The organism is Pseudomonas sp. ACN8 (genome assembly GCF_002303925.1).
GTDB lineage: Bacteria > Pseudomonadota > Gammaproteobacteria > Pseudomonadales > Pseudomonadaceae > Aquipseudomonas.
Map to the genome: position 1 here is coordinate 1 of NZ_MRCS01000033.1, position 16,462 is coordinate 16,462.

Annotated in this window: 13 protein-coding genes; 7 read left to right on the forward strand and 6 right to left on the reverse strand. The window is 61.6% G+C overall.

Annotation, left to right across the window (positions count from 1 at the left end):
* The 6 genes from BSF44_RS18695 to tpx form a co-directional block, all read right to left on the reverse strand.
* The coding region (locus BSF44_RS18695; protein ID WP_305887001.1) for an MHYT domain-containing protein at positions 1-599 on the reverse strand (599 nt) is incomplete at its 3' end.
* A gap of 206 nt (positions 600-805) precedes the next feature.
* On the reverse strand, positions 806-2,287 hold the full coding sequence (locus BSF44_RS18700; RefSeq protein WP_095944770.1) for an efflux transporter outer membrane subunit: 1,482 nt from the start codon (positions 2,285-2,287) through the stop codon (positions 806-808).
* Complete coding sequence (locus tag BSF44_RS18705) at positions 2,284-5,391, reverse strand: efflux RND transporter permease subunit (RefSeq protein ID WP_095944771.1); 3,108 nt, start codon at positions 5,389-5,391, stop codon at positions 2,284-2,286. The genes BSF44_RS18700 and BSF44_RS18705 overlap by 4 nt, the downstream gene beginning before the upstream one ends.
* The gene (locus BSF44_RS18710; RefSeq protein ID WP_095944772.1) at positions 5,388-8,492 is read right to left on the reverse strand and encodes an MdtB/MuxB family multidrug efflux RND transporter permease subunit; all 3,105 of its coding nucleotides are present in this window, start codon (positions 8,490-8,492) and stop codon (positions 5,388-5,390) included. The genes BSF44_RS18705 and BSF44_RS18710 overlap by 4 nt, the downstream gene beginning before the upstream one ends.
* Complete coding sequence (locus BSF44_RS18715; protein WP_095944773.1) at positions 8,489-9,805, reverse strand: MdtA/MuxA family multidrug efflux RND transporter periplasmic adaptor subunit; 1,317 nt, start codon at positions 9,803-9,805, stop codon at positions 8,489-8,491. The genes BSF44_RS18710 and BSF44_RS18715 overlap by 4 nt, the downstream gene beginning before the upstream one ends.
* 177 nt (positions 9,806-9,982) lie before the next feature.
* Positions 9,983-10,483, reverse strand: a complete 501-nt coding sequence (gene tpx, locus BSF44_RS18720) for a thiol peroxidase (RefSeq protein ID WP_095944774.1) — start codon at positions 10,481-10,483, stop codon at positions 9,983-9,985.
* 410 nt (positions 10,484-10,893) lie between these two features.
* Between tpx and BSF44_RS18725 the strand changes: the two genes are divergently transcribed.
* The 7 genes from BSF44_RS18725 (at position 10,894) to BSF44_RS18750 (ending at position 16,461) form a co-directional block, all read left to right on the forward strand.
* Complete coding sequence (locus BSF44_RS18725; RefSeq protein WP_095944775.1) at positions 10,894-11,319, forward strand: YciI family protein; 426 nt, start codon at positions 10,894-10,896, stop codon at positions 11,317-11,319.
* 365 nt (positions 11,320-11,684) lie between these two features.
* Positions 11,685-12,005, forward strand: coding sequence for a hypothetical protein (locus BSF44_RS29880; RefSeq protein WP_141250055.1), 321 nt, complete (start codon positions 11,685-11,687; stop codon positions 12,003-12,005).
* Positions 12,006-12,017: 12 nt separating this feature from the next.
* A complete protein-coding gene (locus BSF44_RS18730; protein WP_095944776.1) occupies positions 12,018-12,968 on the forward strand; it encodes a transporter in 951 nt (316 codons plus the stop codon).
* 8 nt (positions 12,969-12,976) lie between these two features.
* Positions 12,977-13,957, forward strand: a complete 981-nt coding sequence (locus BSF44_RS18735; RefSeq protein WP_095944777.1) for a MoxR family ATPase — start codon at positions 12,977-12,979, stop codon at positions 13,955-13,957.
* Positions 13,957-14,901 carry a DUF58 domain-containing protein gene (locus BSF44_RS18740; protein ID WP_371918282.1) on the forward strand — a complete coding sequence of 315 codons (945 nt, stop codon included), beginning with the start codon at positions 13,957-13,959 and terminating at the stop codon, positions 14,899-14,901. Before BSF44_RS18735 ends, BSF44_RS18740 begins: the two co-directional genes overlap by 1 nt.
* Positions 14,898-15,482, forward strand: coding sequence for a DUF4381 domain-containing protein (locus BSF44_RS18745; RefSeq protein WP_095944778.1), 585 nt, complete (start codon positions 14,898-14,900; stop codon positions 15,480-15,482). Before BSF44_RS18740 ends, BSF44_RS18745 begins: the two co-directional genes overlap by 4 nt.
* Positions 15,469-16,461 (forward strand): VWA domain-containing protein, encoded by a 993-nt coding sequence (locus BSF44_RS18750; RefSeq protein ID WP_095944779.1) that lies wholly within the window; start codon positions 15,469-15,471, stop codon positions 16,459-16,461. Before BSF44_RS18745 ends, BSF44_RS18750 begins: the two co-directional genes overlap by 14 nt.
* The last annotated feature ends 1 nt before the right edge of the window (position 16,462 follow it).

A 16,462-nucleotide genomic window follows, 5' to 3' on the forward strand; every position in this document is an offset into this window, starting at 1 on the left:
GCCGCACGCTTTGCCGACGGCAGTTTTTGTGGCGCAGCGGTCAATGGATTGAGCGGCAATGGCCTGGACAACCTGGTGCTGATCACCACGTTGGCGGTGCTGAGCATTGCCTTGCTGACCTCGATCCACAATGCCGCGCCCGAAGCGCCGACCGCGATCAACAGCGAGGCGCCGAACAGCGTCGGGTCGTAGTCGATGCCCGGTTGCATGCGCATGGCGGCCATGCCGGTGTAGTGCATCGCGCTGATGCCGGCGCCCATGACCAACGCGCCAAAGGCCAGTTGCCAGGCCGGCAATTGCGGCTGGCTGACCAGCCACAGCGCAAAACCGCTGGAAAGCACGCCGATCAGCAGCGACAACAGGGTGATGGCGCCGTCATACCCAAGATCGATCGGCAACTTGAACGCGAGCATGCCGATAAAGTGCATCGACCAGATGCCGATGCCCATGGCAACGGCCCCGCCCGCCGTCCACAAATGCACGGCGCGGCCTTTGGCGGTGGCGATGCGTCCGGTAAGGTCGAGTGCGGTGTATGAAGCGAGAATCGCTACGCAGAGCGAAATGATGACCAGGGTGGGGGAATAGCTGCCGATGAGCATGGAGACTTCTCGCGAATGCCCCCCTTATTGGTATTGATTCTCGCTGGGGGGAAAATGCGGCGATTGTACTGATTCCAAATAAGAACGCACTCACAAAATGAGCAAAGGGCCATCAGTCCGATGAAACGCTTGTTTTAAGGTTTTACATTAACTCCTTTCTAACGCACAAAACCTGTGGGGGTGAGCTCGCTCCCACAGGGATTGCGCTATCGGCTATCGCTCACCTCAAGCTGCCCGTCCCAGCCACCCCCCAACGCGGCAATCAACTGCACGCTGGCGATCAGGCGGCTTTGCAACAGGTCCAGGTTGCTGCGTTCATTGCTTAGCGCCGCCGCCTGGGTCACCACCACATCGATGTACGCGATCAAACCGGCCTTGTACTGATTCTGGGTCAGGCGCAACGATTCCCGGGCAGCATCCAGTGCCTGTTGGCGCACGACAGCTTCGTCCTCAAGCACCTTGAGCTGCACCAGGAAGTTTTCCACTTCGCGGAATCCGTCCAGCACGGTCTGACGGTACTTGGCCACCGTTTCGTCATAGGCCGCTTCACTGCGGTCGACTTCCGCCGAGCGCTGGCCGCCGTCGAACAGGGTCATGGCCAATTGCGGTCCGACCGACCAGAAACGGTTCGGCAGACTGATCCAGTTGGCATAGGTGCTACTGCTGTAACCGCCGTTCATGTTCAGGGTCAGGTCGGGGTAATAGGCGGCCTTGGCCACGCCGATATTAGCGTTGGCGGCCATCACTGAACGCTCGGCGGAAGCAATGTCCGGGCGACGCTCCAGCAGCTGTGAAGGCAGTGCCGGCGGCACTTGCGGCAACTGCGGGATGTCCTGGCTTTCCGCCAGGCTGAACTGCGAAGGCGGCAGGCCGATCAGCACGGCGATGGCGTTCTCGAACTGGGCGCGTTGCCAGATCAAGTCGACCATATCGGCTTCGGTGCCTTTGAGCTGCGTCTGGGCCTGGGCCACCGCGTCCTTGCCCGATACGCCGGCGCGGTACTGGTTTTCGGTCATCTTCAACGAGCGCCGATAAGCCTCGACCGTGTCCTGGAGCAGGCGTTTCTGGCCATCGATCACCCGCAATTGCAGGTAATTCTGCACCAGCTCCGACTGTTGGCTCAGGCGCATGGCCGCCAGATCGGCAAAGCTGGCCTGGGCATTCGCGGTGTCGGCTTCGAGGCCCCGGCGCAGCTTGCCCCAAACGTCCGCCTCCCAACTGACGCCCGCTTGGGCCGAGTACGTGTCGCGAATACCGCTGGACGAACTGCTCAGGCTGGAGTTGCTGCTGCCGGTGCCCTGGCTTGAACGGTTTTTGCTGACGTTCAGGTCCACCGTCGGGAAAAACGCCCCCCGTGCGCTGCGCACCAAGGCCTGGGCCTGGCGGTACTGAGCCTCGGACTGGGCGACGGTCTGGTTGGCGCTATTGAGTTTTTCGATCAGGTCGTTGAGCTGCCGGTCGCCATACAATTCCCACCACGCACCACGCGCCAGGGCATCACTCGGATTGGCCTGACGCCAGCCCTCTGCGGCCTTGTACTGCACAGGCTCGGCGGTTTGCGGGCGCTGATAATCCGGGCCGACGGCGCAGGCACTGAGCATCGCCACGCACAGTGACAGGCTCAACAGGCGCGAGCCTCGAGCCGTGAGCAGCGGCGCAGCCAGGTTGAAAAACGAACGTTCAGTCATAGCGGAGTTTCCAGGGCAGCATCGGTACGCACGCCACGCCATTTATTGAAGCGATGGCGCAGTCTGTCGAGATAGAGGTAAACCACCGGGGTGGTGTAAAGCGTCAGCACCTGGCTGAAGATCAGCCCACCGATGATGGTCAGGCCCAGCGGCTGGCGCATTTCCGCCCCTTCGGCGCGGCTGAGCAGCAACGGCAAGGCACCGAGGATCGCCGCCAGCGTGGTCATCAGGATTGGTCGCAAACGTTGCAGGCAGGCGCTGCGGATCGACTCCAGCGGGGCCATGCCCTGGTTTCGTTCCAGCTGCAACGCCAGGTCGATCATCAGAATCGCGTTCTTCTTCACCACGCCGATCAGCAGAAACAGCCCCAGCAACGAAATCAGGCTGAACTCGCCGCCCAGCGCATAGATCGACAGCAATGCGCCGACCCCGGCCGACGGCAGGGTCGAGAGAATCGTCAGCGGGTGAATGTAGCTTTCATACAACACACCCAACACCAGATACACCGCCACCAGCGCCCCCAGAATCATCCACGGCTGACTTTTTTGAGTCGCCGCGAAAGCGTTGGCGGTGCCGGCCATTTTCGCGATCACGTCTTCCGGCAGGCCGACCTTGGCAATCGCCCGCTCGATGGCGGCACCGCCCTGCTCCACGGTCACGCCTTCGGCCATGTCGAAGGCAATGCTTTCCGAGGCGAACTGACCTTCGTGGCTGACCCGGTCGTTTTCCAGGCTGTTCTCGTAATGGGCGATGGTCGACAGCGGGATCCGCGCGCCATTGGCGGTGATCACCTGGACCTGCTTGAGCGTGATCGGGTCCTGGGCGTACTTCGGATTGACCTCCATCACCACCTGATACTGGTTGAGGCTGTCGTAGATGGTCGAAATCTGCCGCTGGCTGTAGGCGTTGTTCAGCACCGCCGTGACCATGTCCATGTCGACACCCAGGCGCTTGGCCTGGTCACGGTCGACGATCAGGGTCACTTGCCGGGCGCCCCGGCCTTCCCGCGCATCGATCGCCGTCAGCTCCGGCAAGGCCTTGAGCGCGGTCACGACTTTCGGGTACCACTCGCGCAATGCCCCCAGATCCCCGCTCTGCAGGATGTACGAGTACTGCGAGGTGGTCTGCTCGCGACCGCCACCGAATTGCAGGTCCTGGTCCGCCATGAGCATCAGTTGTGCCCCGGGAACCTTGGGCATTTCCTTGCGCAGGCGCTCGATGACTTTCTGCGCCGAAATGCTGCGCTCCTTGATCGGCTTGAGGCGAACCAGCATGAAGGCGTTGTTGGTGCCGTTATTGCCGCCAATGAACCCGGCGACGCTTTCTACCGCCTCATCCTTCAACACCGCCCGGCGGAAAATCTCCATCTTCGGCTGCATCACGCTGAACGACAGGCCATCGTCGCCGCGCACGAAACCGATCAGCTGGCCGGTATCCTGCTGCGGTAAAAATGTTTTAGGAACAATGATATACAGCGCAATGTTCACACCAATTGTCACGAACAGACTGAGCAATGTCAGGCGCTTGTGGCGCAGCACCCAGTCGAGACTGGTGGCGTATTTGCCGACCATCCAGTCGTTGGTTCGTCGGCTCCAGCGTTGCAGACGGTTCTCCTGCCCCGGCGTGTGCGGCTTGAGCCAGCGGGCGCAGAGCATCGGGGTCAGGGTCAACGACACCACCAGCGAGACCACGATGGCCGCCGCCAGGGTGATGGAGAATTCGCGGAACAGGCTTTCAATGATCCCGCCCATGAACAGGATCGACAGGAACACCGCCACCAGCGATACGTTCATCGACAACAAGGTAAAACCGACTTCCTGGGCACCCAGGTACGCGGCCTGCATCGGCCGCACGCCTTCGTCGATGTGCCGGGAAATGTTCTCCAGCACCACGATGGCATCGTCCACCACCAGCCCGGTGGCCAGGATCAGCGCCATCAGCGACAGGTTGTTCAGCGAAAAGCCATAGAGATACATCACGGCAAAGGTGCCGACCAGCGACACCGGCACCGCCAGGGTCGGGATCAGTGAGGCGCGGAAGTTGCCGAGGAACAGGAACACCACCAGGATCACCAGCGCCACGGCGATCAGCAGGGTCATTTCCGCTTCGTGCAGCGTGGCCTTGATCACCGGCGAGCGGTCCATGGCCAGGTTCAGCTTGACGCTGGCGGGCAGCACCGCCTGCAACGCCGGCAACTGCGCCTTGATCTCGTTGACCGTCTCGATGATGTTGGCGCCGGCCTGCCGGTTGATCACCAGCAGCACCGCCGCGTCGTCGTTGAAGAAACCGCTGTTGTAGCGGTCCTCGACGCCATCGCTGACCTTGGCCACATCCTTCAGGCGCAGGGCCGCGCCGCCGTTGTAGTGGATGATCAGCGACTCGTAGTCCCGGGCTTTTTCCAGCTGGTCGTTGGCCTGGACCTGCCACAGCCGTTGATCGTCTTCCACCGACCCCTTGGGCCGGCGCACGTTGGCATTGGCGATGGTGTTGCGCACATCGTCCAGGGCCACGCCGTACTGGTTCAACGACTGCGGTTCAAGCTCGATACGTACCGCCGGCAGCGAACTGCCGCCGATCTGCACTTCACCAACGCCCTGCACCTGGGACAGGCTCTGGGACAGGATCGTCGAGGCCAGGTCATAGAGCTGGCCTTTTTCCAGCACATCCGACGTCAGCGACAGCACCATGATCGGCGCCTGGGACGGGTTGACCTTCTTGTAGGTCGGCATGCTGCGCATCCCGCTCGGCAGCAGGGTGCGCGAGGCATTGATAGCCGCCTGCACTTCCCGCGCCGCGCCGTTGATGTCGCGGTCCAGGTCGAATTGCAGGATCACCCGGGTCGAACCCTGGCTGGAGCGGCTGCTCATGGTGTTGACCCCGGCAATGCTGCCGAAGGAGCGTTCCAGAGGCGTGGCCACGGTGGACGCCATCACCTCGGGGCTCGCCCCCGGCAGGCTGGCCTGGACCACGATCACCGGAAAGTCCATTTGCGGCAGCGGCGACACGGGGAGCAAACCGAAGCTCACGCCGCCCAGCAGCATGATCGCCAGGCTCAGCAACATGGTCGCGACCGGGCGCTTGATGAAAGGTCCGGAAAGATTCATGGCTGCTCTACCGCTTCCGCGGACTCAGGCTTGCGGCCCCAGCGCCGACCGAGACGGTCGAAATACAGATAGATCACCGGCGTGGTGAACAGCGTCAGCACCTGGCTCAGCAACAGCCCGCCGACCATCACCAAGCCCAACGGCTGGCGCAGTTCCGCGCCGGAACCGGTGGCCAGCATCAATGGCACGGCACCGAACAGCGCGGCCAGGGTGGTCATCAGGATCGGCCGGAAACGCAGCAAGGCCGCCTGATAGATCGCCGTTTGCGGGTCCATGCCCTGGTTGCGCTCGGCGTCGAGGGCGAAGTCGATCATCATGATCGCGTTCTTCTTCACGATGCCGATCAGCAGAATGATGCCGATGATCGCGATCATGCCCAGGTCATTGCCGCTCAGGATCAACGCCAGCAAGGCGCCCACCGCCGCTGACGGCAGGGTCGAAAGAATGGTGATCGGGTGGATGTAGCTCTCGTAGAGCACGCCCAGCACGATGTACATGGTCACCACCGCCGCCAGTATCAGCAGCAAGGTGCTCGACAACGAAGCCTGGAACGCTTGCGCCGCGCCCTGGAACTGGGTCTGCACGCCAATCGGCATGCCAATGTCCTTCTGCACCTGCTCGATGATCTCGACCGCATGCCCCAAGGCCACGCCGGGCGCCAGGTTGAAGGACATCATCACCGCCGGGAACTGGCCGATGTGGGTGATCGCCAGTTGCGCCTGACGCTCTTCGATGTGCGCCAGGCTTGACAGGCGCACCTGCCCGCCATCAGTGGTCTTGACGTGAATCTGCTCCAGCGCCTGCGGGCCGATCTTCTCGCCGGACTGCGATTGCAGCACCACGCGGTACTGACTGGCCTGGGTGTAGATCGTGGATATCTGCCGCTGACCAAAGGCGTCGTACAACGCATCGGTGATGTTCGACACCGACACCCCAACCCGCGACGCCGCATCGCGGTCGATCACCAGGTAGACCTGCAAGCCCTTGTCTTGCAAATCGCTGGCGACGTCGGTCAATTCCGGCCGGTCGGCCAGGGCCTCGACCAGACGCCCGCTCCACAGGCTCAGCAACGCCGAGTCCGGTGACGACATGCTGAACTGGTACTGCGTGCGACTGACCCGGTCTTCGATGGTCAGGTCCTGCACCGGCTGCATGAACAGGCGAATGCCCACCAGCTTGTCCAGCTCCGGTTGCAGCCGGGCAATCACTTGCGTGGCGCTCAGGTCGCGGTCGTGGTGCGACTTGAGGTTGATCAGCAATCGGCCGCTGTTGAGGGTCGAGTTGTCGCCATCCACGCCTATATAGGACGACAGGCTCTCGACCGCCGGGTCGGCCAGGATCACCTTGGCCAGTTCCTGCTGGCGCTCGCTCATGGCGGTGAAGGAAATCGATTGCGGTGCTTCGGAAATACCCTGGATAACGCCGGTGTCCTGCACCGGGAAGAAGCCCTTGGGCACCACCATGTACAGGAAAACCGTCAGCACCAGAGTGCCGATGGCCACCATCAAGGTCAGCGGTTGGTGCTTGAGCACCCACTGCAACTTGCGTCCGTAGGCGGCGATCATCCAGTCGATGAATGCACCGCTGGCACGATAGAAGCGGCCCTGCTCTGCTTCCTTGGGTTCACGCTTGAGCAACCGCGCGCACATCATCGGCGTCAGGGTCAGGGACACCACCAGGGAAATCAGGATCGCCACCGCCAGGGTGATGGCGAATTCGCGGAACAAACGCCCGACCACATCCGCCATGAACAGCAACGGGATCAGCACGGCAATCAGCGACAACGTCAGGGAGATCAGGGTGAAACCGATCTGTTTGGCGCCTTTGAGCGCAGCGTTCAGAGGGCTGTCGCCTTCTTCGATGAATCGGGAAATGTTCTCCAGCATGACGATCGCATCGTCCACCACGAAACCGGTGGCGATGGTCAGGGCCATCAGGGTCAGGTTGTTGACCGAGAAGCCTGCCAGGTACATCACGCCGAACGTACCGATCAGCGACAGCGGCACGGCCACCGACGGAATGATCGTGGCGCTGGCGCGACGCAGGAACAGGAAGGTGACCATGACCACCAGGGCGATGGCGATCAGCAATTCGTGCTGCACGTCCTTGACCGAGGCGCGGATGGTCTGGGTGCGGTCGGTCAGCACCACCACGTCGAGGCCGGCCGGCAGGTTGTCGGTGATGCTCGGCAGCAGGGCCTTGATCCGGTCCACCACCTCGATGACGTTGGCGCCGGGCTGACGCTGGATGTTCAGCAGCACGGCCTGGTTCTCGTTGGCCCACGCAGCGAGGCGCTCGTTCTCGGCGCCGTCGACGATTTGTGCCACGTCCTTGAGCCGCAGCGGTGCGCCATTGGCGTAGGCCAGGATCAGGTTGGCGTAGTCCTTGGGCGACGTCAGTTGATCGTTTGCATCGAGCATCGAGACCCGGGTCGGGCCGTCGAAGTTGCCCTTGGGCTGGTTGACGTTGGAGGCGCCGATCAGGGTGCGCACGTCCGACAGGTTCAGACCATTGGCGGCCAAGGCCTCCGGATTGACCTTGATCCGCACGGCCTGGCGCTGGCCGCCGGCAATGCTGACCATGCCGACGCCGCTGATCTGGGCAATCTTCTGCGCCATGCGCGTATCGACCAGGTCATTGAGCTTGGGCAACAGCATGGTCTTGGAGGTGATGGCCAGGGTCAGCACCGGCGTGTCGGCCGGGTTGACCTTGTTGTACACCGGTGGTGCCGGCAGGTCCTTGGGCAACAGGTTGGTCGCGGCGTTGATCGCTGCCTGCACCTGCTGTTCGGCCACGTCCATGTTGATGTCGAGGCTGAACCGCAGGGTCAGCACCGACGCCCCGCCCGAACTGGTAGAAGCCATTTGCGTCAGGCCGGGCATTTGCCCGAACTGCCGCTCAAGCGGTGCGGTCACCGCGCTGGTCATGACATCCGGGCTGGCGCCGGGGTACAGGGTCATGACGCGAATGGTCGGGTAATCGACCTGGGGCAACGCCGACACCGGCAGCAGACGATAGGCGATGACGCCGGCCAGGATAATGGCCAGCATGCTCAGCGTGGTGGCTACCGGGCGAAGGATGAACAGCCGCGAGAGATTCATGCGCCGCCCTTTTTCGCCTTGTCAGTGGTCGCAGGCTCAGCCGCGTTGACCGCTGACTTGCCTTGCAGGTGTTCGGTTGGCGTGGTCGGCACGTCCTGGCTGTCATTGACCACCTCCACGTCGCTGCCGTCCTTCAGGCGGTCGGTGCCCTCCAACACGACCCGGTCGCCCGCCGACAGGCCTTCGGTGACCACAGTGTTCACGCCGTCACTGGCGCCGACTTTCAACTGACGGATCTTGACCTTCTTGTCACCGTCCAGGGCATAGGCGAACGTACCGTTGGTACCGAACTGGATCGCGGCCGAAGGCACCAGTACTACATCTTTGAGGGTATCGGCCAGCAGGCGCACATTGACGAACTGGTTGGGGAACAGCGACTGATCGCGGTTCTCATAACGGGCCTTGAATTTCAGGGTGCCGGTGGTCACGTCGATCTGGTTGTCCAGACTCTGCAGCACGCCAGTGGCTTGCAATTTGGTATCACCGCGATCCCAGGCTTCAGCCGGCAACTTGGCGCCGCTGCGATAACGGGCCAGAACGGTGTCGAGGCTGTTTTCCGGGAGGGTGAAAGCCACGCTGATCGGTTGGGTCTGGGTGATGATCGCCAATGCGGTGGTGTCGTTGGCCGCTACCAGGTTGCCGACGTCCAGTTGACGCAGGCCGACGCGACCGGTGATCGGTGCGCGGATCCTGGTGAATTCGAGATTGAGTTTGGCGTCGTTGACCGCCGCCTGATTGGTCTTGACCGTGCCCTGGAACTGACCGACCAACGCTTCGGCGGTGTCCAGGGTCTGCTTGGCAATACTGTCTTCGCGGTACAGGCCGCGATAGCGCTCGACGTCGACCTGGGCGTTTTTCAGCTGCGCCTGATTCTGCAGCAAGGTGCCCTCGGCCTGGAGCAAGGCATTCTGGTAAGGGCGCGGGTCGATTTCGGCCAGCAGGTCGCCGGCCTTGACCATCTGCCCTTCTTCGAAATGGATCTTGACCAGCTCACCGCCGACGCGGCTGCGGACATTGATGGTATTCAGCGCCGTGACCGTGCCCAGCGCCTTGAAATAAAGCGGGAAATCCCCCTTGACCGCCGGCGCCACTCGCACCGGTACCGGTCCGGACGCGCCACCGAATCCAGGTCGCATTCCGCCTGACCTGCCGGTTTGCCCGGCGACGGCTTTCTGCCCCGCAGCCTCTTTGGGTGCAGCGCTGCCGGGCCAGAACTTCCAGCACAAGCCAGCGATGACCAACAGGACAAGCAGGCCGAACAGCCAGCGACGGGGACTACGGGAAGCGGAGGATTGCATTGAGTGATCAACCATTGGGCGCGTGGGCTTTTTTACATGAGGCTGAACGATAAGCACTGGCGGGTTTTAAGCAAAGCGCCTTTACCGGCAATTTACCTTTGGCTTACGTAGCAGGAGATTTATCCAAGACACTGAAACACAAATGAAAACGGCCTGGACAGAGCCAGGCCGTTAACAATTGTAAAGCTTTACTTACTTCAATACGGCAAGGGCTGCTTCGTAATTCGGTTCGTCAGCGATTTCGCCAACCAGCTCGCTGTGCAGCACGTTGTCGTTCTCGTCCAGAACCACCACGGCACGGGCGGTCAGGCCTTTGAGCGGGCCGTCGGCGATGGCAACGCCGTAGTCCTGGATGAACTCGGCACCGCGCAGGGTCGACAGGTTCTGTACGTTTTCCAGGCCTTCGGCGCCGCAGAAGCGGGCTTGGGCGAACGGCAGGTCAGCCGAAATGCACAGCACAACGGTGTTGGCCACGTCGTTTGCCTGGGCATTGAACTTGCGCACGGAAGTGGCGCAGGTCGGGGTATCAACGCTTGGGAAGATGTTCAGCACTTTACGCTTGCCGGCGAAGCTCGCCAGGGTGACGTCGGACAGATTGCCGGCAACCAGGGAAAAGGCTGGCGCCTTGGAACCGGCTTGTGGCAGTTGGCCGTTGACTTGAACCGGGTTGCCTTTAAGGGTGACTTGAGCCATGAACGGAGTCCTTCTGAACGTTGTGGTGGAGAATTTTGACGAGGCCGAAGTTAACCATGAAATTGTCCTGCGACCTATGGCCAAACATGAATTGTCATGTAACAAGATACAAAACTGGATACAACCCACAAACCCGTGGCAGCGAGCCTGCTCGCGAAAGCGCAATGTCATTCAACATCGCGGGCGACTGATCTGACGCCATCGCGAGCAAGCTCGCTCCCACAGGGTTTGTGTGTTAGCCGAACAAGTCGGCAAAAGTACAGAGTACGCCCTCACCCGCCGCCACCCGATGTTCATGACGAAAGGCACGTGACACGTCATCGGCGAAAACTTTTGTTAACACTCTGTCGAATGGCTCCACCGTCGTTCGACTATAAATCGAGCCACTCAACTGCAACGGAGACGACACCATGCGATTCATGATCATCATCAAGGCCAGCCAGGATTCCGAAGCCGGCGTCATGCCCAGCCAGGAACTGCTGACGGCCATGGGCAACTACAACGAGGAACTGGTCAAGGCCGGCATCATGCTCGCGGGCGAAGGCCTGCACCCGAGCAGCAAGGGCGCACGGGTAAAATTTTCCGGTGACAAACATACGGTAATCGACGGCCCCTTCATCGAAACCAAGGAACTGATCGCCGGTTTCTGGTTGTGGAAAGTGAAGTCCAAAGAAGAAGCCATCGAATGGGTCAAGCGCTGCCCCAACCCGATGCCGGGCACCGAGGCCGAGATCGAGATTCGTCAGGTGTTTGAAGCCGAAGATTTTGGTGCCGAGTTCACGCCGGAACTGCGCGAGCAGGAAGAGCGTGTGTGGGAGCAGGCGAAGAAAAACTGAATCCCCGGCTGGGGCGAGCCTGCTCGGGATAGTGCCGATCAGTCGCCCCTGTTTACTGGTTGCAAACCTCAGTCGCAAGCACGCTCTGTCCCTGCGGGATATTGCCTACACCCCTAGCCACCATCCTCCCCCGACAGATCACCTCCAGACGGCAACCCCTTGTTTCGTATTAACTTCTTAGTACACAAAAAAACAACGAGAACCTGCACACAAAACGAAAGAATTAACTCATTCGACTGGCTAACTCATGTTTAGATGCTTAACTCTATCTGACGCGTCCTACGGCTCGTTCAGAAAGAGATTACGGAGTAACGGCCAAAAATAAGGCCGAGTACCCAATGAGCCACCAGGGAATCGGGGGAATCATGTCGAAAAATATGGAGATGCGCGCCTTTTTTTTGGTGAGTCTGCATACGCCTTGCCTTTATACCCGGGCACACCCCAACACCCCGTCCAACCTGTCGCACGCCGCAAGGCTCTCGACTGATACGCCCTCCTTTTCTGTGCTCCATTCCATCCGGTTTGCGTACGCACCACGCGCTCGATGTGTTCGCCGAGCAATCGCCGCACTAACCCGCCCAGGCCATAAAACAGCTATCCATGAACGCTGGTATTTGCCAAAACCGCAAGTCAGCAACGGCGAATGGAAAATGCCGCTGTTGAACCCCGTCAATCAAAAACAATAAGTGGAGTCAGTCATGATCAGGCCTCTCGTAGTGCGCCCCCTGTTGTTGGCGCTGTGCATGGTCAGCGGCAGCCCGTTGGTACTGGCGGCTGAAGGTGGTGTCGGACGGCCGATCACCGGCCAGCAAGTGTTCTCCAATGCCGGGATCGTGCCGCCGGAACCCGGCTGGGTCATGTCCCTGACCAGCATCTGGTACGACGGCGACCTCAAGGGCAACGCCCAGGTGCCTTTGGTGGGGGCCACCAGTACCGGGCTGGACATGAAGGTTTCCTACACCATGGCCAACTTCACCCATGTCTGGGACACCGGCAAGGGTCGCTGGAACTATGCATCGGCCGTTGGCGTTCCGGTGCAGTACACCGACATCACGGCCAACATCACCGGTCCCCGAGGCAGAACACTAGGCTCTTCCGACACTGGCACGCAGTTCGCCGACATGCTGGTGACGCCGATTGCCGCCGGCTATCACTTCGACGAACTCAATCACATATCGTTCTCGCTGCCGATCTACGTGCCCACCGGCGCCTACAACGACGATCGCCTGGCCAACCCCGGGCAGAACAATTACACCTTCATGCCGACCGTGGCGTTCACTCATCTGGACGGCAAGGGCGGCGAATTCACGCTGTCGAGCGGCCTGGAGTTCTACACCGAGAACGATGCCACCGATTATCGCAACGGCAACATCTACACCCTCGATGCGTTATGGACCCACGGCTTTGGCAACGGCTGGAACGCCGGTATCGCCGCCGGTTACATCCAGCAAGTTACTGATGACTCGGGGTCCGGCGCCGACAGCGGTTTCCGCGGTCGCTCCGTGGGTGCCGGCCCGACAGTGGGCTGGACCGGCAAGTTCGCCGATGCCCAGGCCAACTTCAATGCGCGCTGGGTGCCGGAGTTCGACACCAAGAACCGCCCTGAAGGCAATGGAATCAGCGTCAACATGACCCTGGCGTTTTTCTAGGAGAACCCATGAGCGCACTCAACGACCTCAACGCCCTGCAAGCGAGCATCGCCGAAGCGGTGCTCGGCCAGGACCAGGTGATCCGGCAGATGCTCGTCGGCTTGCTGGCCAACGGGCATTTGCTCCTAGAAAGCCTGCCCGGCCTGGCCAAGACCCGCACGGTCAAGTCACTGGCCAGACACCTGGACGCGAAGATGAGCCGCATCCAGTTCACCCCGGACTTGCTGCCGTCGGACATCACCGGTGCCGAGGTGCTGCATCAGGTCGAAGGCAAGAACGAAATCCGCTTCCAGCCAGGCCCCCTGTTCGGCAACCTGATCCTCGCCGACGAAATCAACCGTGCGCCGGCCAAGGTCCAGGCGGCGTTGCTCGAAGCCATGGAAGAACGCCAGATCACCGTGGCCGGCAACAGCCATGCGCTGCCGGACCTGTTCATCGTGGTCGCCACCCAGAACCCGATCGAACAGGAAGGCACGTATCCGCTGCCGGAAGCGCAGATGGACCGCTTCCTGATGAAGGTGCTACTCGATTATCCGAGCGCGGAAAACGAAAGCCAGGTGCTGCGCCTGCTGCGCGAAGAAGAACAGGCCCTCGGCGCCAAAACTGCCGCCGTGCAGGGCTTCTCGTTGTCTCAGGACGTGGTGTTCGCCGCGCGCCGTGAAGTCAGCGCCGTGCACGTCTCCCCGGCCATCGACCGCTACCTGATCGACCTGATCAACGCCACTCGCCACCCGACCGATTACGACGCCGACCTCGGGCGCTGGATCAGCATCGGCGCCAGTCCGCGCGGCGGCATCGGCCTGGACCGTTGTGCCCGGGCCGACGCCTGGTTGCAGGGCCAGGATTTCGTTTCTCCGGACAACGTCCGCGCCGTGCTGCACCCGGTGCTGCGCCATCGCCTGCAACTGAGCTACGACGCGGTGGCCGATGGCGTGAGCGCCGATCAGGTGCTCGACCGTCTGCTCGATAAAGTGGCGATTCCGGCCTGATGTCCATGAACAGCGCGGACGGGCTGGTGTATGTCTCTCTGGCGCAATTGATGGCCCTGGAGTTCAAGGCCCGTGACCTGAGTTTTCTGGCGCGTCAGCCCCAGGGCAGCATCCTGGCCGGCAACCACGCCTCGCGTTTGCGTGGCCGGGGCCTGAACTTCGATGAACTGCGCCGCTATCAGCCGGGAGACGATTTGCGTCATCTCGACTGGCGCGCGTCCCTGCGCACCGGCAAACCGGTGGTACGGACATTCACCGAAGAGCGCGACCGCCCGGCGCTGATCCTCGTAGACCAGCGCATGTCGATGTTCTTTGGCTCGCAACGCAGCTTCAAATCCGCCGTCGCCGCAGAACTCGGCGCCCTGGCGGCGTGGATGGTGTTCAACGCCGGCGACCGCGTCGGTGGACTGGTATTCAACGATCAACGCATCGACAGCATCGCCCCGCTGCGCAGTCGAAAACGGATCGAAGCGCTGTGCAGCCGCATCGCCCGGCAGAACCAGGCACTCAATGCGGCCAATCCGGACGCCGAAGGCGAAGACCAGCTCGACAAGGTCCTGCAGCATTGCCTGGCGGTGGCCGGTCACGATCACCTGATCTGCATCGTCAGCGACTTCGCCGGGGCCGGCGAACGCACCTTGCAACTGATGCGACAACTGGCGGCCCACAACGATGTGATTGCCATGCAGGTGTACGACCCGCTGGCGCTGAACCTGCCGAAAAACGGTCGTTTGCTGATCACCCAAGGGCAATTGCAGGTGGAACTGGCGGTGGATCGGCAGCAAGTGCATCAGCCGCTCGGGGATTTCCTCAGCGGACGCCTCAAGGACGTCGCTACCCTGCTGCGCCGCAGCCAGGTGCCGTTGATGATGTTCAGCACGGCGACAGAAGCCCACGAACAACTGCGCGCCGAACTCGGCAAGTTTGCCGGAGGGCGCCGATGAACCCCTCTATCCCGAGCATCGACCAACTCAAGGAAATGGCACTGCCGGCGCCGGTCAGTTATGCACCGCAAACCTGGGGTTGGTGGGCGTTGCTGGCGCTATTGATCGTTACGCTGGCAGTAATAGGCGCACGGCGCTACTGCCAATGGCGGCGCGATCGCTATCGGCGCGAGGCGTTGGTGCGCCTGGAGGAACTGCAACAGCGCAGCAATGACCTGAGCGCATTGCGCGAGCTTCCCGAACTGCTCAAGCGGGTCGCGATCTCTATGCCTAACGCGAAACCTGTGGGAGCGAGCCTGCTCGCGAAGAGGGCCCTACATTCAACGTCGATGGCGTCTGATACGACGCATTCGCGAGCAGGCTCGCTCCCACAGAGATCTCCTGCGGCATTGGGGAAAGAGGATTGGCAGGCATTTTTGCAGCGGCACAGTAAACAGCCGCTACCCGCCGACCTGAGCCAACAACTCTCGCTGCTGGCCTACGCCCCCGACGCAACATTGCGGGCCATGCCCACCGAGCAGCGCCAACAACTATTCAGCACCTGCAAAACCTGGGTGGAGCGTCATCATGTGGCAGCTTGATTACCCCTGGTTGCTGATCCTGCTGCCGCTGCCGTGGTTCGGCTATCGCTACTTGCCCGATTACCGCGAGGCGCGCAGCGCTGTGCGTGTACCGTTTTTCGGGGCGATGAGCCGTGCGGTCGGCCAGGCCCCGAGCCAGGCCGGCACCCGCGGCAACCGCTGGCAATTGCTCCTGAACCTGCTGGTCTGGACGCTGTTGCTGGTGGCGGCGAGCAGGCCGGTGTTGGTGGAAAAACCCATCGAACGCCAGCAGCCGGTGCGGGACCTGATGTTGGCCATCGACATTTCCCAGTCGATGGAAACCACCGATTTCACCGACGCCAACGGTCAAAAGATCGATCGCCTGGCCGCGGTCAAGGAAGTGGTGCACGGGTTCATCGACAAACGTAAAGACGATCGAATCGGACTGATCGTGTTCGGCACAGGTGCCTATCCGCAGGCGCCGTTGACCCTCGACCACGCCAGCCTGTCTCTGCTGCTGGACGACACCGGCATCGGCATGGCCGGCCCCAACACGGCCATCGGCGACGCCATCGGCCTGAGCCTGAAACTGCTGGACAAGGCCCACGAGCAGGAAAAAGTGCTGATCCTGCTCACCGACGGTAACGACACCAGCAGCGCCATCACCCCGGATCATGCGGCCGCCATGGCCGCGGCCAAAGGCGTGGTGATTCACACCATCGGCATCGGCGAGCCGAATGCCGAGGGCGAAGCCAAGGTCAACCTGCAAGGCTTGCAGGACATTGCCCAAGCCACGGGCGGACGCTTCTTCCGCGCCGAAGACCGCAATGCCCTGGATCAGGTCTACAGCACCCTCGACAAACTGACTCCGCATCAGGTGAAAACCCTCAGCCACCAGCCCAAACGCGATCTGTTCTGGTGGCCGCTGGGCGCGTCCATCGCCCTGCTCGCGCTTTATCACCTGGGCGCCCTGCTGCTTCCACGGCTGATGCTCACCCGTCAACGGCAGGAGGCCTGAC

Coding starts and splice junctions, on each gene's coding strand:
- BSF44_RS18735 (WP_095944777.1), top strand. CDS start 12,977: ATGAGCGCACTCAACGACCTCAACGCCCTGCAAGCGAGCATCGCCGAA.
- BSF44_RS18710 (WP_095944772.1), bottom strand. CDS start 8,492: ATGAATCTCTCGCGGCTGTTCATCCTTCGCCCGGTAGCCACCACGCTG.
- tpx (WP_095944774.1), bottom strand. CDS start 10,483: ATGGCTCAAGTCACCCTTAAAGGCAACCCGGTTCAAGTCAACGGCCAA.
- BSF44_RS18705 (WP_095944771.1), bottom strand. CDS start 5,391: ATGAATCTTTCCGGACCTTTCATCAAGCGCCCGGTCGCGACCATGTTG.
- BSF44_RS18745 (WP_095944778.1), top strand. CDS start 14,898: ATGAACCCCTCTATCCCGAGCATCGACCAACTCAAGGAAATGGCACTG.
- BSF44_RS29880 (WP_141250055.1), top strand. CDS start 11,685: ATGTCGAAAAATATGGAGATGCGCGCCTTTTTTTTGGTGAGTCTGCAT.
- BSF44_RS18740 (WP_371918282.1), top strand. CDS start 13,957: ATGTCCATGAACAGCGCGGACGGGCTGGTGTATGTCTCTCTGGCGCAA.
- BSF44_RS18730 (WP_095944776.1), top strand. CDS start 12,018: ATGATCAGGCCTCTCGTAGTGCGCCCCCTGTTGTTGGCGCTGTGCATG.
- BSF44_RS18700 (WP_095944770.1), bottom strand. CDS start 2,287: ATGACTGAACGTTCGTTTTTCAACCTGGCTGCGCCGCTGCTCACGGCT.
- BSF44_RS18715 (WP_095944773.1), bottom strand. CDS start 9,805: ATGGTTGATCACTCAATGCAATCCTCCGCTTCCCGTAGTCCCCGTCGC.
- BSF44_RS18750 (WP_095944779.1), top strand. CDS start 15,469: ATGTGGCAGCTTGATTACCCCTGGTTGCTGATCCTGCTGCCGCTGCCG.
- BSF44_RS18725 (WP_095944775.1), top strand. CDS start 10,894: ATGCGATTCATGATCATCATCAAGGCCAGCCAGGATTCCGAAGCCGGC.